The organism is Sphingobacterium sp. UBA7631, assembly GCF_002483935.1.
Lineage (GTDB): Bacteria > Bacteroidota > Bacteroidia > Sphingobacteriales > Sphingobacteriaceae > Sphingobacterium > Sphingobacterium multivorum.
Genome location: NZ_DLIX01000003.1, coordinates 310,485 through 335,937 on the forward strand (window position 1 = coordinate 310,485; position 25,453 = coordinate 335,937).

At 39.4% G+C, this 25,453-nt stretch carries 25 protein-coding genes; 9 read left to right on the top strand and 16 right to left on the bottom strand.

All coding sequences use genetic code 11. The features are described 5' to 3' along the window. Positions 1-18 precede the first annotated feature (18 nt). Positions 19-1,032, top strand: coding sequence for an N-acetyl-gamma-glutamyl-phosphate reductase (gene argC / locus B3P16_RS04610; RefSeq protein WP_139144907.1), 1,014 nt, complete (start codon positions 19-21; stop codon positions 1,030-1,032). Between the two features lie 273 nt (positions 1,033-1,305). On the opposite strand, the gene B3P16_RS04615 is transcribed toward argC, so the two are convergent. The 4 genes from B3P16_RS04615 to B3P16_RS04630 all read right to left on the bottom strand — a co-directional run bounded on the left by B3P16_RS04615 (position 1,306) and on the right by B3P16_RS04630 (position 4,707). After that, positions 1,306-1,992: a hypothetical protein gene (locus tag B3P16_RS04615; protein ID WP_286841561.1), complete on the bottom strand. Its 687-nt coding sequence runs from the start codon at positions 1,990-1,992 to the stop codon at positions 1,306-1,308. 10 nt (positions 1,993-2,002) lie between these two features. Continuing rightward, the gene (locus B3P16_RS04620; RefSeq protein ID WP_070561986.1) at positions 2,003-2,725 is read right to left on the bottom strand and encodes an intradiol ring-cleavage dioxygenase; all 723 of its coding nucleotides are present in this window, start codon (positions 2,723-2,725) and stop codon (positions 2,003-2,005) included. 75 nt (positions 2,726-2,800) lie between these two features. Beyond that, positions 2,801-3,490, bottom strand: coding sequence for a LytR/AlgR family response regulator transcription factor (locus B3P16_RS04625; RefSeq protein ID WP_286841563.1), 690 nt, complete (start codon positions 3,488-3,490; stop codon positions 2,801-2,803). Between the two features lie 62 nt (positions 3,491-3,552). Then, positions 3,553-4,707 carry a sensor histidine kinase gene (locus tag B3P16_RS04630; RefSeq protein WP_286754829.1) on the bottom strand — a complete coding sequence of 385 codons (1,155 nt, stop codon included), beginning with the start codon at positions 4,705-4,707 and terminating at the stop codon, positions 3,553-3,555. 429 nt (positions 4,708-5,136) lie between these two features. Between B3P16_RS04630 and B3P16_RS04635 the strand changes: the two genes are divergently transcribed. After that, complete coding sequence (locus B3P16_RS04635) at positions 5,137-6,429, top strand: DUF3472 domain-containing protein (RefSeq protein ID WP_286754830.1); 1,293 nt, start codon at positions 5,137-5,139, stop codon at positions 6,427-6,429. A 105-nt stretch (positions 6,430-6,534) separates the two neighbouring features. Here B3P16_RS04635 and B3P16_RS04640 read toward each other — a convergent pair whose 3' ends face one another. Further along, a complete protein-coding gene (locus tag B3P16_RS04640) occupies positions 6,535-7,371 on the bottom strand; it encodes a hypothetical protein (RefSeq protein ID WP_112374060.1) in 837 nt (278 codons plus the stop codon). Positions 7,372-7,644: 273 nt separating this feature from the next. Here B3P16_RS04640 and B3P16_RS04645 point away from each other — a divergent pair, with 273 nt between their 5' ends. Genes B3P16_RS04645 through B3P16_RS04660 form a run of 4 tightly spaced genes read left to right on the top strand, consistent with a single transcriptional unit; the run spans position 7,645 to position 9,971 of the window. Further along, the gene (locus B3P16_RS04645) at positions 7,645-8,160 is read left to right on the top strand and encodes an RNA polymerase sigma factor (protein ID WP_070561993.1); all 516 of its coding nucleotides are present in this window, start codon (positions 7,645-7,647) and stop codon (positions 8,158-8,160) included. Between the two features lie 41 nt (positions 8,161-8,201). Continuing rightward, a complete protein-coding gene (locus tag B3P16_RS04650) occupies positions 8,202-8,891 on the top strand; it encodes a hypothetical protein (protein ID WP_112373893.1) in 690 nt (229 codons plus the stop codon). A 6-nt stretch (positions 8,892-8,897) separates the two neighbouring features. Continuing rightward, entirely contained in the window at positions 8,898-9,419 is a 522-nt protein-coding gene (locus tag B3P16_RS04655; protein ID WP_046674926.1) for a DUF4252 domain-containing protein, read from the top strand. 6 nt (positions 9,420-9,425) lie between these two features. Next, positions 9,426-9,971: a DUF4252 domain-containing protein gene (locus B3P16_RS04660; protein WP_083295802.1), complete on the top strand. Its 546-nt coding sequence runs from the start codon at positions 9,426-9,428 to the stop codon at positions 9,969-9,971. Positions 9,972-10,062: 91 nt separating this feature from the next. Here the strand turns inward: B3P16_RS04660 and hemL are convergent, their stop codons facing one another. From hemL to B3P16_RS04690, 6 genes are all read right to left on the bottom strand, one after another. Next, positions 10,063-11,373, bottom strand: coding sequence for a glutamate-1-semialdehyde 2,1-aminomutase (gene hemL, locus B3P16_RS04665; protein ID WP_046674928.1), 1,311 nt, complete (start codon positions 11,371-11,373; stop codon positions 10,063-10,065). A gap of 87 nt (positions 11,374-11,460) precedes the next feature. Next, the gene (locus B3P16_RS04670) at positions 11,461-11,853 is read right to left on the bottom strand and encodes a hypothetical protein (RefSeq protein ID WP_286841567.1); all 393 of its coding nucleotides are present in this window, start codon (positions 11,851-11,853) and stop codon (positions 11,461-11,463) included. A gap of 141 nt (positions 11,854-11,994) precedes the next feature. After that, complete coding sequence (gene hemB / locus B3P16_RS04675; RefSeq protein ID WP_070561999.1) at positions 11,995-12,963, bottom strand: porphobilinogen synthase; 969 nt, start codon at positions 12,961-12,963, stop codon at positions 11,995-11,997. A gap of 90 nt (positions 12,964-13,053) precedes the next feature. Beyond that, positions 13,054-14,640, bottom strand: a complete 1,587-nt coding sequence (hemC, locus tag B3P16_RS04680) for a hydroxymethylbilane synthase (RefSeq protein WP_286841569.1) — start codon at positions 14,638-14,640, stop codon at positions 13,054-13,056. A 352-nt stretch (positions 14,641-14,992) separates the two neighbouring features. Continuing rightward, positions 14,993-16,234, bottom strand: a complete 1,242-nt coding sequence (hemA, locus tag B3P16_RS04685) for a glutamyl-tRNA reductase (protein ID WP_286754835.1) — start codon at positions 16,232-16,234, stop codon at positions 14,993-14,995. A 219-nt stretch (positions 16,235-16,453) separates the two neighbouring features. Continuing rightward, positions 16,454-17,293 (bottom strand): hypothetical protein, encoded by an 840-nt coding sequence (locus B3P16_RS04690; protein WP_286767314.1) that lies wholly within the window; start codon positions 17,291-17,293, stop codon positions 16,454-16,456. 221 nt (positions 17,294-17,514) lie between these two features. Between B3P16_RS04690 and B3P16_RS04695 the strand changes: the two genes are divergently transcribed. Continuing rightward, on the top strand, positions 17,515-17,913 hold the full coding sequence (locus tag B3P16_RS04695) for a hypothetical protein (protein WP_070562007.1): 399 nt from the start codon (positions 17,515-17,517) through the stop codon (positions 17,911-17,913). Positions 17,914-17,962: 49 nt separating this feature from the next. Here B3P16_RS04695 and B3P16_RS04700 read toward each other — a convergent pair whose 3' ends face one another. From B3P16_RS04700 to rbfA, 4 genes are read right to left on the bottom strand one after another with little or no spacing between them, the layout of a single operon-like run. Continuing rightward, complete coding sequence (locus tag B3P16_RS04700; RefSeq protein WP_070562009.1) at positions 17,963-18,613, bottom strand: hypothetical protein; 651 nt, start codon at positions 18,611-18,613, stop codon at positions 17,963-17,965. Between the two features lie 2 nt (positions 18,614-18,615). Then, positions 18,616-19,704 carry an aminotransferase class V-fold PLP-dependent enzyme gene (locus B3P16_RS04705; protein ID WP_286778447.1) on the bottom strand — a complete coding sequence of 363 codons (1,089 nt, stop codon included), beginning with the start codon at positions 19,702-19,704 and terminating at the stop codon, positions 18,616-18,618. After that, on the bottom strand, positions 19,697-20,344 hold the full coding sequence (aat, locus tag B3P16_RS04710; protein ID WP_286727370.1) for a leucyl/phenylalanyl-tRNA--protein transferase: 648 nt from the start codon (positions 20,342-20,344) through the stop codon (positions 19,697-19,699). Before aat ends, B3P16_RS04705 begins: the two co-directional genes overlap by 8 nt. 29 nt (positions 20,345-20,373) lie before the next feature. Further along, positions 20,374-20,745 (bottom strand): 30S ribosome-binding factor RbfA, encoded by a 372-nt coding sequence (rbfA, locus tag B3P16_RS04715; protein ID WP_070562015.1) that lies wholly within the window; start codon positions 20,743-20,745, stop codon positions 20,374-20,376. A 583-nt stretch (positions 20,746-21,328) separates the two neighbouring features. Here rbfA and argH point away from each other — a divergent pair. Then, positions 21,329-22,660 carry an argininosuccinate lyase gene (gene argH, locus B3P16_RS04720; RefSeq protein WP_070562017.1) on the top strand — a complete coding sequence of 444 codons (1,332 nt, stop codon included), beginning with the start codon at positions 21,329-21,331 and terminating at the stop codon, positions 22,658-22,660. 84 nt (positions 22,661-22,744) lie between these two features. On the opposite strand, the gene B3P16_RS04725 is transcribed toward argH, so the two are convergent. Then, positions 22,745-23,803, bottom strand: coding sequence for an aldose epimerase family protein (locus B3P16_RS04725; RefSeq protein WP_286841572.1), 1,059 nt, complete (start codon positions 23,801-23,803; stop codon positions 22,745-22,747). Positions 23,804-24,053: 250 nt separating this feature from the next. Here B3P16_RS04725 and B3P16_RS04730 point away from each other — a divergent pair, with 250 nt between their 5' ends. Next, complete coding sequence (locus tag B3P16_RS04730) at positions 24,054-25,412, top strand: deoxyguanosinetriphosphate triphosphohydrolase (RefSeq protein ID WP_286727371.1); 1,359 nt, start codon at positions 24,054-24,056, stop codon at positions 25,410-25,412. Positions 25,413-25,453 lie beyond the last annotated feature (41 nt).

Below are 25,453 nucleotides of genomic sequence, written 5' to 3' on the forward strand. Positions count from 1 at the left end.
AATTCTAAATTCAAAAAAATGATAAGAGTAGGAATAATTGGTTCGGCAGGATATACTGGTGGTGAATTATTACGTGTATTGATTTATCATCCTGAGGTGGAAATCGTATTTGCTAATAGTGCTTCCAATGCAGGAAATAAGTTATATGAAGTTCACAATGATTTATTTGGCGATACTGAATTGACCTTCTCTTCCGACTATCACTCCGCGATTGATGTCTTGTTTTTATGTGTGGGCCATGGAGATGCACGCAAATTTTTAGATGCAAATCCGATCGATGCATCCGTGAAGATTATTGATCTTTCACAAGATTATCGTCTTCGTGCGAATACAGCTTTCCAAGGGCACCAATTTGTGTATGGGCTTCCAGAACTAAACAAAGAAGCAATCAAAACAGCGCAGTATATTGCAAACCCAGGATGCTTTGCTACAAACATACAATTGGCTTTATTGCCATTAGCGAGTAAAGGCTTATTACCGGATCAAATCCATGTTAATGCAACGACTGGATCAACAGGAGCGGGGCAAAAACCGGGTGCAACCACGCATTTTTCCTGGCGTAACAATAATCTTTCTGCTTACAAATCTTTTGAACACCAGCATTTACAGGAAATTTCAGAATCTTTGGATCAGCTGCAAGCGGGATTTTTACCGGTGTCAGCAGGATCGTTGTTGGAACGTGCTGCAGCAAAAATTAATTTTGTTCCACAACGTGGAGATTTTGCCCGGGGAATTTTCTCGGCTATTTATGTAGACACCGATTTGTCTGAAGAGCAGGCCTACGCATTGTATGAGAGCTATTATGCCGCTCACCCTTTTACGCATATCAGCAAAAAAAATATCGACCTTAAGCAGGTTGTCAATACAAATAAAAGTATTATCCACCTTGAAAAGCACGGAAATAAGCTCCTTATTTTAAATGCGACTGATAATTTGCTTAAAGGAGCATCCGGTCAAGCTGTACAAAATATGAACTTAATGTTCGGTTTAGACGAGCGTACAGGATTAAACTTGAAAAGCGTTGGTTTTTAACCCTTTTTAGGATATTAAACAGCAATATTAACAAGTTGTGAATAACTTGGGAGATCGTCCTGAAAGCGAAATAAGGTTTTCAACATTTTATTAATATCGTGTGGAAAAGTGAAGGGTAGCCCCTTCACTTTTTTTATGAATCGGGCTTTCGAAACGTACATTATCCAGTTATGAACAATGATATGTCGTTTTTCAAAAAAACGGACTCTTATGTCGACAGCCTATTGAATCAGAGTGAATTGATAGGTTGGACTTTGATGATGGATATTATTTTTAGAAACTCAAAACTACCAAAAGGCCAGTTGCTGATAAACATTCGATGTCCAAATTGTTTGAATATGGTAGATAAAGACCATCAAATGGATAAAGGATGCGTTCTTCAATTTCAAAATTACCATCTAACGTAAATGCAAATACGTTTTTGTGGTCTGGGCCAGTTTGTAATTCAAAATCATGTTTTCCAGCAAATGCACCGAAGTAGAACTGAAAATCAGTAGCTAAATCGGTGCCTACAGGATACATCTTGTTTTTCTCAAATGAAGATGTAAATGGAAGATCCACGATATGAGGTAGTGTAGGAGTGTGTATTGTCGAATTAAGTCCAAATTCTTGAAAGGTCACTGGGCCTTCAGTTTCGGACGATGCCCTTATATGAATTGCCGTACTATTTCTAGGATTGCATATTAAGATTGTCCCAACGGGTACCGTGTAGGTTTGGCCATTCATTGTTACAAGTAGATCCCCAATCAAAGGAATCAAAAGCGAGACCGTACCTTTATTGGTCGGGAGATCCAAAGTGCCTTGAGGCGCAACTTCCCAGTTATTGACCTGTTGAAGTCGACCAATAGACTCCCGGTGAGGAGAAGCAAAGGAACCATAATTGAGTGTGCTTCTGACTACATGAGTTCCGATGGATGTTTCCCCACGCTGTTCCGCGATATAGATTCTAATATCCTGCATGATCAGGCTGTTAAGCATTTACATGAATTGTCATTTTCATTTGGAAACCTTCAGATAAGGATCCTGTGACCGTAGACATTTCCTTGGTAACACCATCGCTGAATACGTTGTCGTTGGCATTATAGGTATAGCCTGAAACTCCTTTTTTGTAACCATAAGATGAACCTGTATTATTGACTTCAAGACACAGGCTATCTTGAAAAGCGATTTGTGTCACTAATAGCGATTTACCGGTAGCATCATATACATGGACGTGAATATGTGTTGCTCGGCCTTGATACCAGCCCGGAAAGATGGTTTGGAAAGAAACAAGTCCATTGGCATTGGTAACTTGTCTACCACGATACCAATTGACAGACTGATAGTTGCTGGATTGCATTTGTGTTCCACCATATTGCGAGTAATTACCTTCCACATCACAATGCCATATATCCACTAAGGCACCTTCTAGTGCCGCACAGTTATTATTTGTATTGACAATAGTAATTAAACCGAGCATATTAGCCCCAATACCATCACCTTTGCGTATATCTGAGCGGACATAACTTGAAGGTGTTTTTGTCGGAAAGGGCCCTTCGGTTTCAGATGGTGTCACACTACAGCTTGAATCGACATTGACGTCAGTGCCCTCGTCCGTGGTTGATGCGGTATCGTCTTTCTTGCAGGCTGCCCAGACCATTGGACCTGTAAATGCCAGCAATGATAAGGTTTTTATAAAATTTTTGCGTTCCATATCTCTTCTTTTTTATGAATGGAAGCAAGGTAGTGGACGGAGATGTAAAATAATGTTAAGTGTCGATAAAGAGGCTTATTGCATCGACGAATCACGTAAACATTTGATCACTTCATTATAGTACCCATCGCCGACTTTCAATGTGAAGTTGGGTAATTGTATTTTACGTTGTGAAAACGTAATGATGTGTTTGACCGCGATAACAAAACTGCGATGAATGCGGATAAACTGATTTGGCGGTAAACGATCCAACATGGCTTTCATCGTCGACAAAGTCAATATTGTTTTTCCTTGTATGAGATGAATTTTGATATAATCTTGCATGCTTTCCAAACACTCAATTTCATCAAGGTAGATTTTGATGCGTTGATATTCCACATTAACGATTAAGAAAGGGCGATGGCTCTGTGAAGCTGAACGTGTCATTGCCTTATCGATAGCCCGTTCAAAACGAGTGAAGTCAAATGGTTTGAGAAGATAGTCTACTGAATCAAGTTCAAATCCATCTATCGCATATTCTTTATGTGCCGTAGTGAAAATCAATAAGGGTCTTGGATTTAAGTTTTTTGCAAAATCAATACCGTTGATTTCGAGCATATCAATATCCAAAAAAATCAAATCAACACTGTTATTGGCGAGATACAACTTCGCTTCATGGGGGTTATTGAAGGTTCCAGCAAGCTTTATAGCGGGATGCTTTGCTGTGAACGTAGAAATAACACGAAGAGCCAATGGTTCATCGTCAAGAGCTATGCAAGTTAACATCGATTAAATTAAGATAGACTGCTTTATGTATACATAATCGTATAGCCTAATATAAAAACAATTTATGGAGAAATATAGAGGATAAGCTGAACAAAAAAAGAATGATCCTCCTGTTGGATCGTCAGGCGGTGCCTGTCGGCATAAAAATGTTCCAATAGACGTTGAACATTTTTAAGGCCTGTTCCTGTGCGGTGTTGTTCGGTTGACTGTGTAGCAATGCTATTCTTTACATTTAATGTGCAGGATGTTGGCGTTAGAATGACCTCAAAACTTAATTGGCAGGGCTCTATGGTGCTTAATCCATATTTGAACGCATTTTCAACAAAAGGAAGCAGCACAAATGCGTGTATCGTTTTAGGGTGTTCGAGCCCCGTATAGTGTTCACTGATCGAACAATTCGGGCCAATGCGTAGCTTTTGGAGATTGATAAAATCTTGTATAGCCTGGATTTCGATCTTGATGTCAATCGTATCACTGTGCCGTTCATCCATGTAATAACGCATTAATTGCGAAAGACGATGAATACTACTTGCGACGGCATCATCATTGGTCAGTGCCAATGCGTAAATATTATTTAAGGTATTAAACAAGAAGTGGGGGTGGACTTGCGCTTTTAAAAAGGAAAGTTCGGCCTTCATACGGTCTTGTTCGACCAATTGCATTTTTTGCTGCGTTTCCATCCAATAGGTTACGATTCTATAGAGCGCGGCAAGGCTAATAGTTAACAGGAAAATATACACAGAAGCGATATCGATAGGTTGTGGCCGTTGTCCCGGGGATTGCCCTGGACCTCGGTATGGGAAATGCCTAGCAGATGGTGGCGGTGGAAAATCAGGATGATGCCTAGGTGAAAATTCTCTGTCCCCAGGGGTCGGTAATTGTTGACGTCCAATACGCATCAGCCGGTCAAAGGGCTGAAGATAGCAAGCTAGTAACAAACCTGTCAAAATAATGGAGATTCCGTAACTGATAAATTTTCGATGCCTTATGCTGTATGGAATCAGTACATAGGCATTGACATAAAATAGGATTAAAAAACAGCCCGTGAAAATCCAAAATGCTGCTGCAATAAGCATTTCCTTGATTCCCAGTTGGCCGTTGTTAAAAAATAGTACTGGAAAAGACAAGAAAATAAGCCAGGCGAGCCCATGAATCAATATTGAGATTTGTCGTTGTCCTAAGATACGTTTTGACGTGCGATCAGCAGATTTGTCCATGGAGCATGCTATTTTAGCTTTTATTAAAGGGGACTCTGAACCTAAAAATACACAAAAAGATGATACTGTATTTTTAAAATATTAAAATACAGCATCTCATTTTATAATAGATCCTTTAATGGGAAAGGAACGATAGTCAATTATTGCTGTTTTTTTACACAATCGATTGATATACATTTCCTTTCTTTTTCTGTAAATCTAAGCCTTATCTTCATCAAATAATCCAGTTTCACAAACCGATACCATCTTGATTCAATAATAAAGTGCTGCAGAACGATAGCTGAAAAATTGAATTTCGGAACTAATAAAGAAGTCGGTTTCGCGAAGTATTCGAGTATAATAGCATCTCGAGTTTATGACGAATATGAATAACCATAGGTAGTGTAACTAACTTAAGGTTGATATATAAATTGATAAAAAAAATAAAGTATGAAAAGAAAACACTTTATCCAGTATCTCTTTATGGGAGCTTTATCCTGTCTTTCGATAAGCAGTATCGCGCAGACTGTAGGGAAGACTTATGCCGTTCCTCTAGCGGGGAATGCTTTCATTACCGCAGGACAAGCGGGTGATGTGGAAATTTCCGGTCATAATGGCCTTGTAAAATGGTCAAGCAATCAGGAAGTGGCATCGGTTTATTTTCGGGCTCAGAAAGCAGGGAAATTGACATTAAAGCTGAAAGCGAAAAATGATGCTGGGAAATCTAAAATAGAAATTGACGCACTAGGGAAAAAAGCTGTTGTAGATGTTGAAGGCACTGAACTTGCCGAAACAGCTCCTCTGTCTATTGTAGTAAAGGCCCCCGGTTATGTTCGGGTCAACCTAAAAGGAGTCAGTAAATCGGGCAGTAATTTTGCTAACGTGACAGAACTACTTGTTAGCGGCGAAGCTGCGTCAGAAGGACTTATTTACTCTGATAAGCCTGATTATTACTATTGGTCCCGGAGAGGACCTTCCTGTCATCTTAATTATACCGTTCCTACGGAGGGGAATGTGAGTTACTATTATAATGAAGTAACCGTTCCTCAAGGTGAAGATAAAGTTGGTTCCTATTTTATGGCGAACGGTTTCGGAGAAGGCTATTTTGGTATACAGGTTAATTCAGAAACCGAACGGCGTATTTTATTTTCCGTATGGAGTCCTTTCCATACAGATGATCCGAAAAGTATTCCGGACGAGCAAAAAATCCATCTGCTAAAAAAAGGAAAGGATGTGCATTCGGGCGAGTTTGGAAATGAAGGGTCAGGCGGGCAGAGTTACCGTAAGTACTTTTGGAAAGCAGGTATAACTTATAAGTTTCTCTTGAAAGGTGTGCCCGATGGAAAAGGGAATACCGATTATACGGCTTGGTTTTTTGTGCCTGAAGAGAATGCATGGAATGTGATCGCAAGCTTCAAACGTCCACAGACAAATACCTACCTGAAACGATTCCATAGTTTCTTGGAGAACTTTAGTCCGAATCAAGGCTACCTGGGTAGAAAGGTCGATTTTGGCAATCAATGGGTCTATGATGGGCAATGGAAAGCTGTACAAGCGGCTTCTTTCAGTGTCGATAATACCTATCGTGCAAATCAGCGCATTGATGCAATCGGCGGGATTACGAAAAATGGATACTTTCTCCGTAATGGTGGTTTCTTTAATGACATTGTTAAGCCAGGAAGTACATTTGAATTCATGAATAAAAATAGTGCTCCGAAAATTGATTTTGACAAACTACCTTAATCAAAAAGGAATAAAGACGATGCCTTATTGTTGCTCAAAGTTTATCCTAAACAAAAAAGAGTCGCATTTCAATGCGACTCTTTTTTGTTTTGTACAGCTCTGGATTTATTTTTCAGATAGTTTGATATCACGTTCTACCGAAACATTATCTCCTGTAACAGCGTTACCATCCTTATCTACTAGGGTCAATTTTACTTTATTGTTGCCCATTGGCAGCCCTTTTATCTCATACGGCCCCCATTTGTCCAATGTAAATGTCTGGCCATTGATATCTGCAATTACTTTGTTGCCGTCTGGAGCAAGTTTGGTATTGACTAGGTAAAAATCTAACAGTAGATTTTTTGTTTCATCTCCCTTATACTCGCCTTTAGGTCGAGAATAGAAAAGCGATGGTTCCTTTGGCGTTGCATCTGTCGTCAATTTACCCGTTGCATCAATCTTAAATTTTACCAATTTAGAAGCTTCAGTGGTTTTTATGGATTCATGATAGGATCTCGATAGAAACGAGAGTAGGTAATGTTCCGAATTTAACGGTACGGTTACGGAGTTCTCGGGCTTATAAAGAGCCGTATAAGGTTTATTGTCTAAAATAAAATGAATATGCTGTCCATCATGCGAATTCGCCATATGGGCGGCATGGGCATCATCGGTCATCTCAGTCAATTTGAAATTCTTAATCGCATATTTTACAGTTACTTTTGCGGAGTCTGTTCCTACCTTTTCTGCAGTGATCGAGGCGATCTGCAGATCAGCTCCAGGAAATTCTTTCGAGTCTGCAATGGGACTAACGGTGATAGAGTCCATTTTTTGTGCAGTATTTGTGTCGATACTGCTGCTTGAGTCAGCTCCACCTGTACTTTTCGTAGAAGAGTTGTTACATCCAATGGCGCCTACTAGGAGTGCTACTGCAGCAGTAATACCTGTAATTCTGTAATACTTCATAATTTTTTTGTTTAAATTTTTAATCATTCAGCATCTTAAGTAACAGTCTATATACCTATTTTGTTTGTAATAAGGTTAAAAATAGGCCGTTTGGGCTACTCATTGAAGTTTAATACACAGTGAATTAAATATTTTTAAAAAAATAGTCATATTAGATGTAATAAATCGATAAGCTGAAATGTCTTGATAATATAAAAGGCACAGGTGATACGGAGATGGGGCAAAAGCCGATTAGAAGATTAAAATAGCGTAAGTCTCAATATTGACGATAACATGAACCAAGAGCAATTTAAAAATACCGTTTTCATCCATAAGGATAAGCTATTTCGCTTTGCGAAACGGATCTTGGTTGATGATGACGAGGCTTTTGATGCGGTACAAAATGTGATGATGCGTTTGTGGCAATTAAAAGATCAGCTGCTTCAGTATAAAAATATGGAAGCCTTCTGCATGCAGAGTGTCAAAAATGAAGCGCTCAATCGTCTAAAAAAAGATAAGGTCAGGGCAGACTTTGTTGAGCAGCATCAGGTTGTTACCATGACGGAACATACTGTTGGGAATACGAAAGAAATTATCCTTGAAATGATCAATTCCCTTCCCGAAAAACAACGGCTTGTTATGCATCTGCGCGATGTTGAGGATTATGACATCGATGAAATCGGTGAAGTATTGGAGATGGGCGAGTCTGCGGTAAGAGTTAATCTGATGCGTGCTAGACAGAAGGTAAAAGAACAATTGACAAAATTATTCGATTATGAAACCACTCGGATTTATTCAGGTAAAAAATAAACCCGAATGTTTCATCGTCTTTGAAAATAAGATGCACAGTGATGAAAGATAAGAAATTAAAAGAATTGGAAGAGAAGTACTTTAATGGCCAGTCGTCATTAGAGGAAGAAAGAGCATTGAAAAGCTCGGATGATGTTTTTTTTCAATCATTGAATCAAGAAAAGAATAGAACAATGGACTGGTCCTTTGAGGACTTCCAAAGTGAGATCAATGAGGATAAGAAACGTATTGTATGGTGGAATAAGAGTTGGATAAAATATGCTGCGGCAGCCATGTTGGTAATGGCTATTGGAATTGCACTATTCCTAAATCAGGAACCAACAACGCGAGTACCTGTACTTGCCGAAAAGGAAATGAAAGAGCTAAAATCCGCGGACAAGAAGCTGATCGAACAACAAAATGAAGAAACGGTAGTTTCCAATGCTAATGATGGGACCCCTTCGGTGGAAAGCGGTAAGACGTTACAGATCGCAGAAACGCTCAAACATTCTAAAGTTAAAAAACAAGCGAAGAAATGGACTGAAAAGAAGAAAATAGTTGCTGAAAGTCTGCAATCAGTCGAAAGTGAACCCTATCAGGCAGATTATGTTGTTTTGAATGGGAAACCTGTCGCGAACGAACAGGAAGCTGTTGAACTGACCCTAAAATCTTTAGGCTTACTGGCAAATAATCTGGAAAATGGTGTAGATAAAGCAATGAATATAAAACAAATGTCAATAACGATTAACTAAAATAAAATGAAAGGTTTTTTAATAGCTTGCCTTCTACTTGTAGCAAGTATGGCAAATGCACAAATTTCAAAATTGGATAAACTTTTTGAACAATATCAAGGAAAAAAGGGCGTGACAACACTTAAAATCGGGGCGCCGATGTTCAAGCTATTGGGTAATTTGAAAATAGACGATGAGGATATGCAGACAATTACACCACTACTTAAGAATGTTAAATCGTTGCGGATGCTGATTGTTGAAGATGGGGAGGATAAAGCCTTAACAGGTATTATTCAAGGGGCAGTTTCAAATTTAAAGTATGAAGAACTCATGTCGCTCAATAATGAAGGTCAGGATATCCGGTTCATGGTGGAAAATATGTCTGCAAATGCCGACATCCTAAACAATCTGTTACTAACGATCAACGGAGATGGGCAAAATCTATTTATGATCCTTGACGGGGCTATACCGTTGAAAGACGTGACTAGCTTGGTCAACGAAGGGAACAATAAAGTGAGTAAGAATAAAGGTGATAACAACAAAAAGTAGAAGATTATGAAAAGATTACTAACCTTGTTGTGCCTAGTTGGCGTTCTTTTCTCCATGCAGTCATGCATGATAAAAAAAGCCTCCAATATGGATTTCGTCAGCCGGTCTAATGTATCGGACGACGCTGAGATTGTTGCCATTAATTTACCGATGTGGTTAACAAAACCCTTTATGAAAAAAGCCTTAAAGGACGATAATGATGAAGAGTCTCGTGCAATGGCTGAAATTGTAAAGAAATTAAAGAAGTTCAGAATGCTGACACTTTCAAATAATGACAAAACGAAGAATGCACGGATTTTGGACGATTACCATAAGTTTTTGAAGAAGAACAAATTTGAGGAATTACTGGTTATTAACACGGATGGACAGGAGATTTCGCTGAATGCGCGTATTGATAAGAATAATGTTATTCAGCGGGTTTCTCTACTCGTTCATGATAACGAAGATGAAAGTGTTTTTATGGATATCAAAGGTAAGTTTTCATTGGATGAACTTATTGCCGGACTAAATAAGATGAAATCTAAAGATAAGAAGCTGGCAAACAAACTGTAATAAGCACGTTGATTCGAGCCTATACTTCCACTAACCTATAAAAAAAGCCCTCTAGTAATATACTGGAGGGCTTTTTTATAGTAGTTTGATTTTATGCACTAAAGACAATGTCTAAAGCATCGAAAATATGTTTTTTTGCCTGGTCAAGATCCGCTGCTGTATGTGCATCAGAAACAAAGCCTACTTCATAGCCTGAAGGACCAAAATATACGCCACGATTTAACAATTCGCGGTGCATAATTTTATAAGATTCCATCGATTTAGGATCGATTTCACTCGCTTTTTTAATTTCGTGCTGTTCTGTGAAGGCAAACCAAAAAATAGAAGCCACATGGAAAAGTTGAACTTTATATCCTTTCTCCGCAATATAAGTACGCATATCATTGACGAAAGCTTCTGTTTTGGCATTTAAATTTGTGTAGAAATCCTTTTGTGCCAAGATACCTAATGCGGCAATGCCGGCAGCCATAGCAACTGGATTTCCGGATAAAGTTCCGGCTTGGTAAACTGCACCATCAGGAGATATACAGGCCATCAATTCTTTTGAGGCTCCATAGGCACCAACAGGCATTCCGCCACCAATAATTTTGCCGTAGGTAATAATATCTGGTTGTACGTCATAGTAAGCCGAAGCACCTTCAAAACCAATACGGAATCCCGTGATCACTTCATCCATAATCAACATTGCACCATGTTCTTTGGTGATATTACGTAAGAAGTGAACATATTCCTTAGATTGCAACAATAAGCCATTGTTTGCAGGTATACCCTCAATGATAACTGCGGCAATCTGATCTTTAAATTCTGCAAAAGCAGCTTCTAAAGCTTGCTTATCGTTTAATTCGATAACAATGGTTTCGTCTGCAAATGCTTTAGGTACACCAGCCGATGATGTCTCACCAAAAGTGACCAAACCAGAACCCGCTTTAACCAAAAGAGAATCGGAGTGGCCATGATAACAGCCATCAAATTTGATGATCTTATCACGTTTCGTGTAGCCTCTAGCCAAACGGATTGCAGACATTACGGCCTCAGTTCCGGAACTGACAAAGCGAATTTTCTCAATAAACCTATTGTTTTCGATAATCAACTCAGCCAGTTGGTTCTCCAACGCAGTGGGAGCGCCAAAACTTAAGCCTTTCCCGAGTTGTGCCGCTACAGCTTCACGAACTTGATCATTATTGTGCCCTAAAATTAAGGGGCCCCATGAACAACAAAAATCGATGAATTCATTTCCGTCAGCATCCCACAGGTGTGCTTTATCGCCACGCTCAATAAATAATGGGGTACCATATACGGATTTGAAAGCCCTAACAGGAGAGTTTACGCCTCCAGGGAAATATTGTTTTGCTTTTTCAAATAGCTCAGCAGATTTTGCTCTTGAAATATCAGGTGCTTGCATAGTCTATGTATTTGAATGCGAAGTTATCTTTTTTTAAGAAGATAAGTCTCATAGAAACGTAAGGAATCCATAATAGCCTGATATTAGCTATTTAAATTGAGTAACAGCTTCTTTTTTTAGCAATTTTATTTCCTGTTTATTGACAAACAGGATAATCTCATTTGCTGACTTAATTTCAATCTCAAAAGCCGTCTTGTTATCACTATATTTTCCAAAAAGATTTGGACTAAAAAAGTAGCCACTAAATTTTCTGCGATTTAATATAGCAATGCTATCTACTTTCTGATGAATTGAGGTCTGGGGACCCTGAGGGTTTGAATTTGAAAAGGTAAATAAGGCGTCACCATTCTTATTAAATGTGATTGATTTCAGCTTAGCGTTGTCCGCAATCCAATTGCCTTCAAAAAAGAAGTAAAAGGTAGTTTCATGTATGGAGGGAGCCGATAAAAGGAAACTGCTGATTATGATACTTTTTAACATAATAAGGCGCATTATAATTTTCTGTTTGACCGCAATGTCGTAAAAAGGTTTAAATAATATTTTAAAAAAACAGAAGCTCGAAAATGAATTCCCGAGCTTCTGTTAGTTAAATTCCGATTATCGAAGATAATCTGGAAGTTGTTAAATAAAACCTTTCTCCAATACTTCTTTGGAGTGGTAGGATAAGATTGCTGTAGCGCCAGCACGTCTGAAGCTCAATAACGTTTCTAGGATGACACGTTCGTCTAACCAGCCGTTTTGAATTGCCGCCTTTAACATCGCATATTCTCCACTGACATTATATACTGCAATTGGTAGATCGAAGTTGTCTGCAAGAAGTTTAACGATATCTAAGTAGGGAAGTCCTGGTTTCACCATCAGAAAATCCGCTCCTTCCTGTGCGTCGAGCTGTGCTTCAATAAGCGCCTCTTTTGCATTGGCAGGATTCATCTGGTAGGTCTTTTTATCGCCATGCTTGGGTGCCGAGCCTAAGGCATCTCTAAAAGGACCATAATAGGCCGAAGCATATTTTGCCGTATACGACATCAAAGAAACGTTAGTAAAACCATTATGGTCCAATAGCTCACGGATGTAACCGATGCGGCCATCCATCATATCTGATGGTGCAATGATATCTGCACCTGATTGTGCATGTGCCAAGGCCATTTTGCCCAATACCTCTAATGTCTCATCGTTTAGGATCTCACCGTTTTCGACAATTCCATCGTGCCCGTCACTGCTGTAAGGGTCCATGGCAACATCCGTTACGATACAAGCCTCCGGAAAATTTTTCTTTACCGCAGCAATTGCACGTAAGTATAAACTTCCATCACGGTAGCTTTCTGTAGCATATTTGTCTTTTAATGACTCTTCAATGTTAGGGAAAAGATCAAATGAACGTAAGCCCAACTTCAGGCAACTTTCCACTTCCTTCAATAGATTGTCTATTGAATAGCGATAGATGCCTGGCATCGATTTAACCTCAGTTTTTTGATTTTGCCCATCGACGATAAAAAGTGGGAAAATCAAATTTGACGCGTCTAAACGTGTCTCTTGAATCATGTCGCGAATCACGGCAGATTTACGATTTCTTCTCGGACGTTGTAACATTATATTAAGATTATTTATGATCTATGTTGTTTATTTCAAAGTCAGTGGAATCGTTTACCGACGTTGAAATACAAACTACTTTATACGATTCTAATACTCCAATCCAAAAACGGCTTCAGAAAGACCTATTTCATCTGGAGAATAAGGAAGTGCATAAGGGACATTCATCTCATCAAACTTTGCACCGGTAGAGCGGCCAATACAGATTACTTTTTGGTCTGGTTCCAGTAGGTTGTCTGCAAAATATGCTTCCACATTGCTCGGACTGGTAAAGACCAATACCTCCGCATTGGATGGATCTACATTTTCTTCTAAGACCGTTTCATATACCGGTATATTGATAATTTTTGTCTCCGGGCTTAATGCTTTTTGGATCGTCTCCAAAGATTCCTTCGCACGTGGTATAAGCACGGTACCACCATTGGCCAATTCAGCAAATTTCTTCGCAATTTCCTCCATATTGATGCCCTCTCTGTCGCCAGAGAAATCAGCAACGCGGTCATATTTGCGCAAAATCTCTTCCGAGCCACGGCCAATGACACCAATCTTGGTCTTTTTGCTCAAACGTGGCTCTAAATTGAAAAAGTGCTCAATACCATTCTTGCTTGAAAATATAATCCAATCCACGTGTTTTAGGATAAAAGGATCCAATTTGTTGATGATGGGGAATATTTTGATCAAAGAGCGGCCCTCAATAGTAATATTGTGCTTGGCCATTGCTCTTGCGAAATAGGAATTTTCGTCTACCTCCCGGGAAATAAATACAGATTGTGGCAATTTTCTATCCTTTGCATATTTGCTGAAAATACGCTCCGCTAACCGCGTCGCATCGGTATCTCTAAGGTAAACACGGTCAGGAAAATCTTCGCTTGTGTCAGCAATAGAGGCCCAAGCTTCGTATTCATCACCGCTTTTACGGCAATAACAGCCTAATGGCGCATGACATCCCGCGTCAAATTTATTTAATACCAAACGTTCTACGGAGATTGTTTTTGCTACTTCTTCATTGTTTAAGGGCTGTAAAGCGTCAAAAAGTTCCTTGTCAACTTCACGGATCTGAATAGCAAGTACTCCTTGCGCCGGTGCCGGGATAATTTCAACAGGAGGAATCTCTTCCACATGAAAATCTGTAATATCCATTTCAATACGGCTAATACCTGCCTTTGCAAGTACGATAGCATCGTATTGCTCATCACGTAGCTTCTGGATTCTTGTCTGTAAATTACCACGGAGATCGTCAAATTCTAGATCCGGACGTAGCGCCGAGATCTGCGCTTTTCTACGGTTGGATGATGTCCCAACAGTCGCATTGTGTTTTAATGAAAGACGTTTTTTGATATCCACACAATCTTTGTGGATAATCAATAATTCAGCGGGATCTTCACGCTCAGAAACCGCTGCAATGATCAATCCCGGAGGGTTGACCGTAGGTAAATCTTTATGTGAGTGTACAGCTAAATCAATGGTCCCGCTTAAAAGCTCCTCTTCAAGCTCTTTGGTGAAAAATCCTTTGCCTTCTAATTTATCCAAACGAAGGTGTTGAATGATATCCCCTTGTGTTTTAATGACTTTTAATTCTGCTTCAATTCCGATTTCTGCCAATCGATCTTTTACAAAATTTGCCTGCCACATGGCAAGAACACTTCCCCGGGTACCAATAATTAGTTTTCTATTCACGTTAATTTTACTTTACCTATTAAAACAATCACAAAATGTTCCCCCAGTAGCGACGTATTCAACTAGCACAGCATGTGTTTTAATTCAATTGAGCCCCGGAAATAAACAATTTCGGAAAAATGTGTTTAATACCATTAATCAGAGCAAAAATAAATAAATAGAAGGAATATGTTGACACGTTACTGTCATTATATGTCAGGAAATAATTGACAAACCGAAATTTAAAGAAACAGTCAAAGGATAGCTCCGGGTGACGGGCACAGATTCATTCCGCTAATAGGCATTGGTACAAAACCTAGGGAAGCAACAAAAAGTAATAGAATATAACGCTGTTCGAAGAGGAAGCTTAGTATTAGTTTTTTTCCGTTTCTGGAGTTTTAACCAAAATTTCTTTCGCCATAACCATTGGAACCTTGATGTATTTCTTTTCCATGTAGTTGATGACTTTTTCCAATACTTCTCTCGCTTCAGGGGTTAGGGCTTGAACCTCTTGAGCAAAAACCTCATTTAGCGCAAATGATTTAATTTCTTTAATCTTTTCAGGAACCTCACGCATAGCAACCTCTACACGTCGCTGTTTGATTAAAGGTAAAAATTCTTGGATATTGTCCTGTATAATCTTTTCGGCACTCTCCAATTCGTTATAACGCTCTTGGATGTTTTTCTCCGCAATAGCTTGTAAGCTGCTTACTTCGATATAATGAATCGGATTGTTTTGGAGAACTTCAGCATCAATATCATTCGGAACGGCTAAGTCAATGATTATTTTCTTATCCGTTTCTCCGTTTAATAAGGATTGATAAAGTGTGTTGTCAATAATGGAGGTCGGAGCACCTGTGCAAGTAATTAAAATATCAAAGCCTTCTTTGTACTGATCAATATCAGCTAGGGGATAAGCTTCAGCATTTAATTCTTCGGCTAAGGCCTTTGCGTTCTCTAGTGTGCGGTTGAAAATAACGAACTTAGCTTTTTGGTTCTTTTGGAAATATTTCGCTAAGTTCTGATTGGTTTCTCCAGAACCGATAATGACGATTCTAGGGTTTTCAACCAGTTTTAGTTCGCGCAATTTGCGATAGGCAAGCGAGACAACGGAAATTGGGTTTCTGGAAATTTTAGTATAGGTGTATACTTCTTTAGCCGTTTTTACGAGACGATCCATCATCAGACGTAGAAAATCTCCAGTAAAACCAGCTTCTCTACAACGATCATAAGCCCGACGTACCTGTGCCAAAATTTCTTTTTCACCAACAACAAGACTTTCAAGTGAACATGACATCCGAAGCAGGTGGTTTAAAGCATCCATACCCTCGTATTTGTTGACCTGTCCTAAATAACATTGTAGTCTCTCCTGAGGAACACAGAAGTTCAATTTTCCCATAAAATCAGCAATGAATTCATGGGTCAATTCGTGAGCACCATAAAATACAAACTCTACTCGGTTACAAGTACCAATATAAAAGATCTCTGGAATGTCTAGGCTATGCTTTAGATTGATGAGGCGACTTTCTAAATCCTCATTGCAGATCACTAGATTACCTAGATCTTTTAGTTCGACATGTTTATGAGTAAACGCTAATACTTTAAGATTTTTCAAAGCTCTAATCCCTCGCTTATATTTAACGGTACAAATGTAGCTTAAAAGCTTTGTGCTTGTGTCAAAAATCTGTCAAAGGGATTAATTTAGAAAGATTTTAAATAGCTGATTTTGATGGTTATATGTCTGTAATTCAGGTGTTTGTTTTGCGTATCAATATCGAATGATTTTCGTCACGATCTGTCGTGACGAAAATTTTAAGCGATAAAATACGATAAACTACTCTTTAATACCTGTATTTGTAGTTGCAGAGTCGATGGTGACATCTTGCAATTCTTCCACATAAGGCTCCTCTTCAGAAGTGGTAGCTTCCTGAATTTCACTATCACTGTATTGGTAATAGCTGTCGAAGGTCTTGCTGCTTTTATTGTAAATTAATGCGTACTTGGAATTTTTATTCTTGACAATAATTCCATCAGCAGGAGCAGGTACTAACTTCATCTCATCCATAAAAATTTTTTGTCCCTTTTTGAAGCTGTTGATGAGTGGCAGTTCGCTTGAATATTCCTTCCAGAATAAAATATCGCCTTTTGCTGAAATGATCCAGATGGCACTGCTCTGGTAGTCGTTCTTTTCTACCAAAAAAGCCATTTCTTTATTCCAACTGTCTGAATCGTTGCGATCGGTAAAGTTACCATAACAGAAAACAGATTTAGCACGATCTTTTATGCGTGTAAACTTGTATATAGGTTTATCATCTACAGGTTCAAGGTAGTTATTACCCATGAATATCTTTGTAATACCCCTTCTATAGCGTAACGGGATATTATCGTATTCGGGAATCGTGAAGATTGCATTGTTCCAGTGTTGATAGTCTTCCAGTGAACTCCAACCATCAGCATCTTCCAGATCTTTGGGATCTGCATTGTCAAACCCTACAACAGCTGTCGCGGTACTATCCACCTGCAGGCCGTCGATAGCTTGTCGATGGCTATAGTTGTAATATCCGCCACCCGCTAGGACAACCAATAGCACGACGCCAATAATGATATAGATCTTTTTCTTTTTATTAGGCTGTGCAGGTTGTTCTGCTGCGATTTCTTCAACTTCTCTTTTCATGTTTATTATTCGGCTTAAATGCTAAAAATTATATTCATCTCTTTTAAACAAGTGAAAACCAGATTTAAATGATTGATGATCTTTGGATTAGTCTTGTTTTTTATTTGTTCTAAGCGTTAATTGCGCTTAAAAATAGAATAATTTTTCAAAAAGTGAAATACAAGTTATATATGTGTCAATATTCAACTTATATTCGTAGCAGTTTTAAAGGAATTTGAACCATGATTATTATCAAAAAATACTTTGCCATTGTTGGACTAGTCATTTCTTTTTTGTCCAGCATGACACCATTCTTAAAAGTGCCTATTAAGGGAAATTGGAACTTATATCAGGTAGATGCCTACTTGTTCTTTATTACATTACTTATACTCGGGGTGACTGCCCTCTTGTTTTTTGTCCGTGCGGTTCGAGCTTATCAGTGGATGACCCGAGTGGCCGCCTGTTGGTACCTGTTGAGTATAACAGCGGTCTGGTTTAAGATCAATAATTATTTCGGCTGGGGATTTGCCGATAAATTGCTTTCTAAATCCCTGCACATGCGCTGGGGCTGGATTGTCTATTTGGTTGGCATCGTACTATTATTGTTGAGCACCAAGAAGGTTTCTGCGACGGCTGAATAAAATAAAGCCGTTTACCAAATAAAAATAAGCTAGATGAAATTCATCTAGCTTATTTTTTATTTGGACGATGTGGTATGAAATGATTTTTCAGCTTGTCCAGTCCTAAATCCTCTTCAATCTTATCCAGTTCGTAGGACCATATTTTTTCATCCAAAATTTCGTTGAGGACTTTTGGATTAGTTAGATCTACAGGACGTACACGCTGTTCTCTGTTGATTGGTGATGTCAGTTCCTGCAAACTAGCACTATGCCGTATGATCTGAAAACGGAAGGTAGGCCATTTCCCAACATTTGCAAAGTTGCCTGTATAAAACTGCATCGAATCGTGTGGCGGTATTTTATTGCTGAAAATACCTTTTACTTTATTCGCTGTAGCTTCAGCTACGGACACTAGGAGCTCAAAACTCGTTTCATTGATGATATGTAATTTGGCAAGTCCATCTTTGTGGTCTCCCGAAATTGCCAAAAGTATTCCTTTTTCGATAAATCGATGTGGTGTCAGTGGTGTCGCATGCTGGTCAAGTTCATCATCTGCTCGACGCATATTACCGAAGACGAGGGTGATTTTATCCATGGGCACCGGAATCTCAAAACCAGTGTCATCTGTAACGCCTACAATATCGTTGGGCTGCATGGATGTGATATGCCCCTCAATGGGCTCATCGACAAACCGTACTAAGTCGCCTATTCTAAATTTCATGTTTACTTTACTTTTGTGTCGATAATATATAATAGCTTCTCAAGATCCGAGTGATCATTGTATAAATGAAATCCAACACGGATCCCCGATCCTCGGGGAAAGCATTTTATGCCCTCATCCAGGAGGGTCTGATAATTGTCGGGGTTGATCTGAATATTGAAAATATTGCTCTGCGGACGTCTATTGATGATGCTGTCCAATAACAGTTTCCGGTCGGCAAGTTCAGCGCGGGCATCTGCAATTAACTTTTGGGTATAGGCCACTGTTTCGGAAAATCCCCATTCCTCCAATTGAAGAAGGGACTGCTGTAGCGTTCCGTGCGACAGGGTGTCCAGATGCCCTGGTTCAAAACAAAGTTGTACCACAGATTTATTCATCCATTGGTTGTTGAGGAAGCTGTAATTTTTTTGGATATCCGCATAAAGTATCGCTTTGAGTCTGTCACTTAAGAGAACAAAACCATTGCCGAAGCCAGCCATAAGCCATTTGTATCCACTGGATAATACGGCGTCAAAGCCCGAAAGCGTAAAATCAAAAAGATCTGTTCCCAAAAACTGGGTGCCGTCGCCTACAATCAACAAGTCGGGATGCTGATGCTTCAATTCCTGTATGAAAGATAGGTCTATTTTTAATCCCGAAATATATTGAACAATGGAAAGAATAAGGACATCTGGTTTAAATGTTGCTATTGTGTCCAATAAATTCGTTTCCAGCTGTTCGTCCATCCTGACAAATTGATGTTCAAAACCGCTTATAATTGTAGGAAAATTAACCGAAGGATAATCATTGTCCAATAGCAGCACTTTCGATTGTTTCGGTAAACCTGCCAATAGCGCATTGAAGGCAAAGGAAAAACAACTTGATAAGAACACATTTTGGGAAGGGCAATTAAAGAATTTACCGAGCGTATCCCGACAGGCATCTAAAGTTGCACCTTGCTGTTCGCGTAAGGTACTGTTCGCGTCAAAGAAATCTTGGTCTCTTTTGGAGCGCCAAGCCTTTGTTTCACGTGAAAGTAAGCCGGATCCTGGTGTCGTGAGGTAAGTTACGGCTGAAGCGATGTCAAAATGTTTACGATAGGGACTACTCATGTCTTTGGTCTTTTGTTAGTATTGCTAAATAATCTGTCAAGGAAAGGTATTCACCGCCCATGCTTTCCAAATGATCCGTGTGAAATTGGCAATCAATTAAACGTAGTTCAATTTCTTGGGCGAGATAAATCAGGGCCGCTTTCGAAGCGTTGGGGACTTTTGAAAACATGCTTTCTCCACAAAAGACACCATTGATTAACACGCCATAAAGCCCGCCAACGAGTATACCACCTTGCCATACTTCCACCGAATGTGCATAACCTAGCTCCGCAAGTTTACTATATGCTTGGATCATGCCCTGGGTTATCCAGGTTCCAGCCTGATCTTTTCTATTGATAGTCGCGCAAAGCTGAATGACTTCTTTAAAGCTGCGGTCTATCGATAAGGAAAATGTTTTTTTCCGGAGTACACTCGCCATGCTTTTGCTGATCTTGACCTTGGAGGGATCGATCACAAATCTGGGGTCTGGGGCATACCAAAGTATAGGGCTGTCATCACTGAACCAGGGGAAAATTCCGTTACTATAGGCCAGTAGCAAACGATCTGGCGAAAGATCTCCACCTACGGCGAGTAAACCATCTTCTTCTGCATAACTTGGGTGTGGAAACTCCAGTCTGTTCGTATCCAGTTCAAATACCATGGTTGTTTAACAGGCTGCGATAGATAGCATTATTCTGGCTGACGCGGTTCTTTGCCGATCTCGTCAAATAGTTTGTCCATGTGTTCAACATATTCGTTGGTATCATCGAGGAAGAACTCCAATTGAGGAACAATCTTTACCTGGTTCTTAATTTTTGCTCCCAGTTTGTAGCGTATTTCAGATGTTTTGGAACGAATGGACTTCATATTTTCCTGTGCCGTTTTTGTGTTCAAAAAGCTTATGTAAACACGGGCAATTGCCAAATCAGGTGTAACACGAACCCGTGTAACCGTGATAAACGCTCCAGGAGCCCATGAATTACCTTCGCGTTGAAATAATGCTGCTAAATCCTGTTGAATCACCCCAGCAAAACGTTGCTGTCTCTTGCTTTCTGTTCCCATCGTATACGTTTTATGTTGAATATTCTCAATTATGTTAAACAAAAATAGCCAAAATTTCAATTAAAAGAGAAACTTGACTCGACATAAGAAAAAAGGCACATCTTGGTTTGACGTGCCTTTAAATTTCGATTCACAATTGGTTAGGTAATTTCTTTCAAGTTTTAAGACTTTGGGGTCTATCATATTTGGTTTGAAATTTCGGTGTATTTAAAGCGGTAAGTATTTACTAACCTTACCATCTTCTATTTTTTCATCTCCCTTACACTACAAACATAGGAATACTTAAAAAACTGACAAAATAACTTTTAAAAATAAAGTGAGTGGTTACTTATAATGTGTGTTTATCGCGATTTAACAAACTTTTAACATTTTATTTTTTTTGTAACAGTCTTTTTTTTCCACCTGATTTTTTGTTTTTCATCCAATTTTCTGAGCAAAATGTATGCAATCTTTGCATTGATATAACCATTTGCAATTGGTATTTTTGTAAAAATTGTATGTGATAGAATTATCAGAAGCTTCAATCAACACTAAACCGACCAAAGGCTTTTGAAAATAACAGGATCAAAAAGAAATTATACGAATGAAAATCTGGCAAAAAAATATAGATGTCGATTCTTTTGTAGAATCGTTTACAGTGGGCAATGACCGCGTAATGGACCTGCAACTTGCTGCTGCGGATGTTTTGGGTTCATTGGCCCATACACGCATGTTGAATAGCATAAACCTGATGACCGATGAGGATCTAGCGCTTGTACAAAAAGAACTGAAAAATATCTATAAAGAAATTTTAGCCGGTGACTTTCGTATTGAAGACTCGGTAGAAGATGTGCATTCGCAGGTTGAAATGTTGCTTACACAGCGTATTGGAGAGGCTGGTAAAAAAATTCACTCCGGCAGATCCCGTAACGACCAGGTTTTGGTCGATCTAAAATTATACTTCCGCTCAGAGATTCAGCATATCATCCAGAATACGGAGGCTCTTTTTAATGAATTGATCCAACTCAGCGAGCGGTATAAGCATATTCTGATCCCTGGATACACGCACTTGCAGATTGCCATGCCTTCATCGTTTGGATTATGGTTTGGTGCTTACGCCGAAAGTCTTGTGGATGATCTGGAGATGATGCGTGCAGCATGGAAGGTTTGTAATAAGAATCCTTTAGGATCTGCTGCAGGGTATGGATCATCCTTTCCATTGAATAGAACGATGACGACGCAATTGTTAGGATTTGAAGACCTCAATTACAATGTGGTTTATGCTCAGATGGGTAGAGGTAAAACCGAACGTATCTTGGCACAGGGCATGAGTTCCATCGCGGCGACGTTGGCCAAGTTTGCAATGGATGTATGTCTATATATCAACCAAAATTTTGGCTTTATCTCTTTTCCGGCACATTTGACTACGGGATCGAGCATCATGCCACACAAGAAAAATCCCGATGTCTTTGAGTTGATCCGTTCACGTTGTAATAAGATACAGGCCTTGCCAAATGAAATTGCGCTGATGACGACCAACCTGCCATCGGGTTACCATAGAGATCTTCAGTTGTTAAAGGAAAATTTATTCCCGGCGTTTAAATCGCTCAATGAATGTCTTGAAATCGCAACTTTCATGTTGGAAAACATTTCTGTTAAAGACAATATCCTGGACGATCCAAAATACGATTATTTGTTCTCTGTTGAAGTCGTGAACAATGAAGTTCTGAAAGGAGTTCCTTTCCGCGAGGCTTACAGGACTATCGGGATTGATATTGATGAAGGGCGCTTCAAGCCATCAAAAGAGGTAAATCATACCCATGAAGGAAGTATTGGAAATCTCTGCAATGATCAGATTCAACGGATGTTCGGTGAGGTCAAAGCAACTTTTGGTTTTGAAAAAGTCGAATCAGCATTGGATGACCTTTTAAAATAAAAAATATGCTGTAGCCCTACAGAGGAAATAGCACATCAACATAAAACGGCCGGTAAGCATGTGCTTATCGGCCGTTTTATGTTCTTATTTTTTTATGGAGAACTTAAAATGTGTCTCGGAGTCGAATGATTCGCCTGCTTTTAACAAAGTTGAAGGAAATTCCGCTTGATTGGGTGTATCCGGAAAATGCTGAGTTTCCAGACAGAATCCGGCATAAGGAAGATACTTGTAACCTCTTTTGCCAAAATCATTTCCGGTCATCCAGTTTGCTGTATAGAGTTGTACGCCCGGCTCCGTTGTAAAGACATCCAGCTGAATGCCCGTGTTTTTAGAATAGACTGTTGAACAAGGCTGCGAAATAGGCTGGTTGTTGACATAACAATGATCATATCCTTTGGCAGCGATCAATTGTTCGTTATTTGCAGTAATATCTTGCACAATAGGTTTTGGTATGCGGAAGTCGAAGGCGGTGCCCTCCACAGGTACTATTGCATTGGGTATCTGGTTGTCGTCTACAAATAAGACCTCATCTGAATTGATTTGAAGGATCTGCTGCAATACGTCGCCACTGCCTTCCCCATCCAGATTGAAGTACGTATGATTGGTCAGGTTGACGTGCGTATCGGCATCCGATTGCGCATGATATTTGATAATAATCTCGTTATTTCTGGTTAGGGTATAAGAAACCATAACTTTTAGATTCCCTGGAAATCCTTCTTCACCATCTTGGGAAACATAATAAAATTCGACGTGCGATTGATAAGTGACCCTTCTGTCCCAAACCTTATCATGAAAGCCCGAAATACCACCATGAAGACAATTATTGCCATTGTTTTGCGGAAGCGTATAGTGTTTTCCGTTTATTTCAAATTTGCCTTCAGCAATGCGATTGGCGAAACGCCCCGCTGTGCAGCCATGGTATTTCTCATCAGAATCCAGGTAGGCCTGAATGGAATCGAAGCCCAGTGCAACATCCACCAAATTTCCCTTGTTATCAGGTACCAAAATGCTGACAATACGCGCACCGTAGTCCGTTAAGAGGACTTGCATGCCCCCTTCGTTTTTTAATAAGAGCAAATGCGTGTTTTTGCCGTCAATTGTACCTTCAAAATGTTTTGGAATAAGTGTTTGATATTTCGTCATGATGAATCCCTATTGGTATTTAGGTTAAAGATACAGAATATAACCAGTATAAAAATGACTTTGACAACAGCTGTTTGTAAAATTTGTCATTTTGAAATGCAATCCAGGATACTGTTGCAAAAATGACTCCTGGACAGGTAAATAACAGCAGTAAAATATAGGGATATGTGCACAGTCATTCGGGGAATTTCTGAGCCGGTCTCCTATGATTATAATTGTATTTAAAGGCAAATTTATCTAAGTTTGCGCTATGTCTGAAAAAATGAATTGGAAAGATTTGCTCTCTGCAAAGCGCTGGGGTTACGAAGATCGGAGCGTAGATAGTTACCTGGTGGCCCGGTCGGAATTTCAACGGGATTATGATCGTTTGATCTTTTCATCCCCATTTCGGAGATTACAGAATAAAACGCAGGTTTTTCCACTTCCTGGCGCTGTATTCGTGCACAATAGGTTGACACATAGTTTAGAAGTTGCCAGTGTAGGACGCTCTTTGGGACGTATGTTTTATGCACAGTTGAAAGAGGAAAATCCAAACCTGGATAATGATTACCCTTTTTTGCAAGAAGTAGGAAATATTATCTCTGCGGCATGTTTGTCACATGACCTGGGCAACCCGGCCTTTGGTCACTCGGGTGAATCCGCTATTTCCACATATTTCACAGATGGCGATGGACGTAAATACCAAGAGCAGGTAACAGCCGAAGAATGGGCCGATCTGACCCACTTTGAAGGAAATGCCAATGCGCTACGGATTCTGACACATGCCTTTCAAGGAAAGGATCCCAAAGGTTTTGCATTGACCTATACTTCCCTGGCTTCCATTGTAAAATACCCCTGTCTGGCAATTGATGGCCACCTCAAGAAAAGCCATCATCGCAAGAAATATGGCTTTTTTACGGAAGAACAAAAAGCATTTGAGAAGGTTGCTAATGAATTGGGATTATTAAAAGATCCTTCCAATTCAAAGGGCTACCTAAGACATCCTTTGGTTTATCTCGTGGAGGCTGCGGATGATATTTGTTACAATATTATTGATTTGGAAGATGCACATCATCTTAAGATATTGTCCTATCAAGAAGTGGAAGAATTACTATTGCCGCTCTGTGGCAAAGAAAATCTTCGCGACAGGCTCGATGGATTGCTGGATACCCCAAGCCGTGTAGCATTGTTGCGTGCTAAAGCGATCAATACCTTGATTAAAGGATGTGTTGATGTCTTTGTACGTGAGCAGGACAAATTTCTGTCAGGAACTTTCGGATCAGCATTGATGGATGCTTTAGATGAGGACATTGTTACACAAATGAAAAAAATCTCGAAGATTTCCATTGCAAAAATCTATAATGCGCCCACTGTTGTGCAAATTGAGATTGCTGGTTACCGGGTGATGGATGCCCTATTAAAAGAGTTTGTTCCGGCATACCTAAAGAAGAACAAGAACAATTACGATAAAAAGCTCGTTGCATTAATTCCTGAACAATTTTATACGGATAAACAAGATTCGTATTCCAAAATCCGTTGTGTATTGGATTTTGTTTCAGGTATGACTGACGTTTATGCCATAGAGCTGTACCGTAAAATCAAGGGAATAACAATACCATCCATAGAATAGGGACGTTTCAGGTAAAGGGGTAAAATATCAATATTAAATTG

Bases quoted from the DNA above. Each gene is read 5' to 3' on its own strand.
- argC (WP_139144907.1), top strand. From the start codon at position 19: ATGATAAGAGTAGGAATAATTGGTTCGGCAGGATATACTGGTGGTGAA.
- B3P16_RS04615 (WP_286841561.1), bottom strand. From the start codon at position 1,992: ATGCAGGATATTAGAATCTATATCGCGGAACAGCGTGGGGAAACATCC.
- B3P16_RS04620 (WP_070561986.1), bottom strand. From the start codon at position 2,725: ATGGAACGCAAAAATTTTATAAAAACCTTATCATTGCTGGCATTTACA.
- B3P16_RS04625 (WP_286841563.1), bottom strand. From the start codon at position 3,490: ATGTTAACTTGCATAGCTCTTGACGATGAACCATTGGCTCTTCGTGTT.
- B3P16_RS04630 (WP_286754829.1), bottom strand. From the start codon at position 4,707: ATGGACAAATCTGCTGATCGCACGTCAAAACGTATCTTAGGACAACGA.
- B3P16_RS04635 (WP_286754830.1), top strand. From the start codon at position 5,137: ATGAAAAGAAAACACTTTATCCAGTATCTCTTTATGGGAGCTTTATCC.
- B3P16_RS04640 (WP_112374060.1), bottom strand. From the start codon at position 7,371: ATGAAGTATTACAGAATTACAGGTATTACTGCTGCAGTAGCACTCCTA.
- B3P16_RS04645 (WP_070561993.1), top strand. From the start codon at position 7,645: ATGAACCAAGAGCAATTTAAAAATACCGTTTTCATCCATAAGGATAAG.
- B3P16_RS04650 (WP_112373893.1), top strand. From the start codon at position 8,202: ATGAAAGATAAGAAATTAAAAGAATTGGAAGAGAAGTACTTTAATGGC.
- B3P16_RS04655 (WP_046674926.1), top strand. From the start codon at position 8,898: ATGAAAGGTTTTTTAATAGCTTGCCTTCTACTTGTAGCAAGTATGGCA.
- B3P16_RS04660 (WP_083295802.1), top strand. From the start codon at position 9,426: ATGAAAAGATTACTAACCTTGTTGTGCCTAGTTGGCGTTCTTTTCTCC.
- hemL (WP_046674928.1), bottom strand. From the start codon at position 11,373: ATGCAAGCACCTGATATTTCAAGAGCAAAATCTGCTGAGCTATTTGAA.
- B3P16_RS04670 (WP_286841567.1), bottom strand. From the start codon at position 11,853: ATGTTAAAAAGTATCATAATCAGCAGTTTCCTTTTATCGGCTCCCTCC.
- hemB (WP_070561999.1), bottom strand. From the start codon at position 12,963: ATGTTACAACGTCCGAGAAGAAATCGTAAATCTGCCGTGATTCGCGAC.
- B3P16_RS04690 (WP_286767314.1), bottom strand. From the start codon at position 17,293: ATGAAAAGAGAAGTTGAAGAAATCGCAGCAGAACAACCTGCACAGCCT.
- B3P16_RS04695 (WP_070562007.1), top strand. From the start codon at position 17,515: ATGATTATTATCAAAAAATACTTTGCCATTGTTGGACTAGTCATTTCT.
- B3P16_RS04700 (WP_070562009.1), bottom strand. From the start codon at position 18,613: ATGAAATTTAGAATAGGCGACTTAGTACGGTTTGTCGATGAGCCCATT.
- B3P16_RS04705 (WP_286778447.1), bottom strand. From the start codon at position 19,704: ATGAGTAGTCCCTATCGTAAACATTTTGACATCGCTTCAGCCGTAACT.
- aat (WP_286727370.1), bottom strand. From the start codon at position 20,344: ATGGTATTTGAACTGGATACGAACAGACTGGAGTTTCCACACCCAAGT.
- rbfA (WP_070562015.1), bottom strand. From the start codon at position 20,745: ATGGGAACAGAAAGCAAGAGACAGCAACGTTTTGCTGGGGTGATTCAA.
- argH (WP_070562017.1), top strand. From the start codon at position 21,329: ATGAAAATCTGGCAAAAAAATATAGATGTCGATTCTTTTGTAGAATCG.
- B3P16_RS04725 (WP_286841572.1), bottom strand. From the start codon at position 23,803: ATGACGAAATATCAAACACTTATTCCAAAACATTTTGAAGGTACAATT.
- B3P16_RS04730 (WP_286727371.1), top strand. From the start codon at position 24,054: ATGTCTGAAAAAATGAATTGGAAAGATTTGCTCTCTGCAAAGCGCTGG.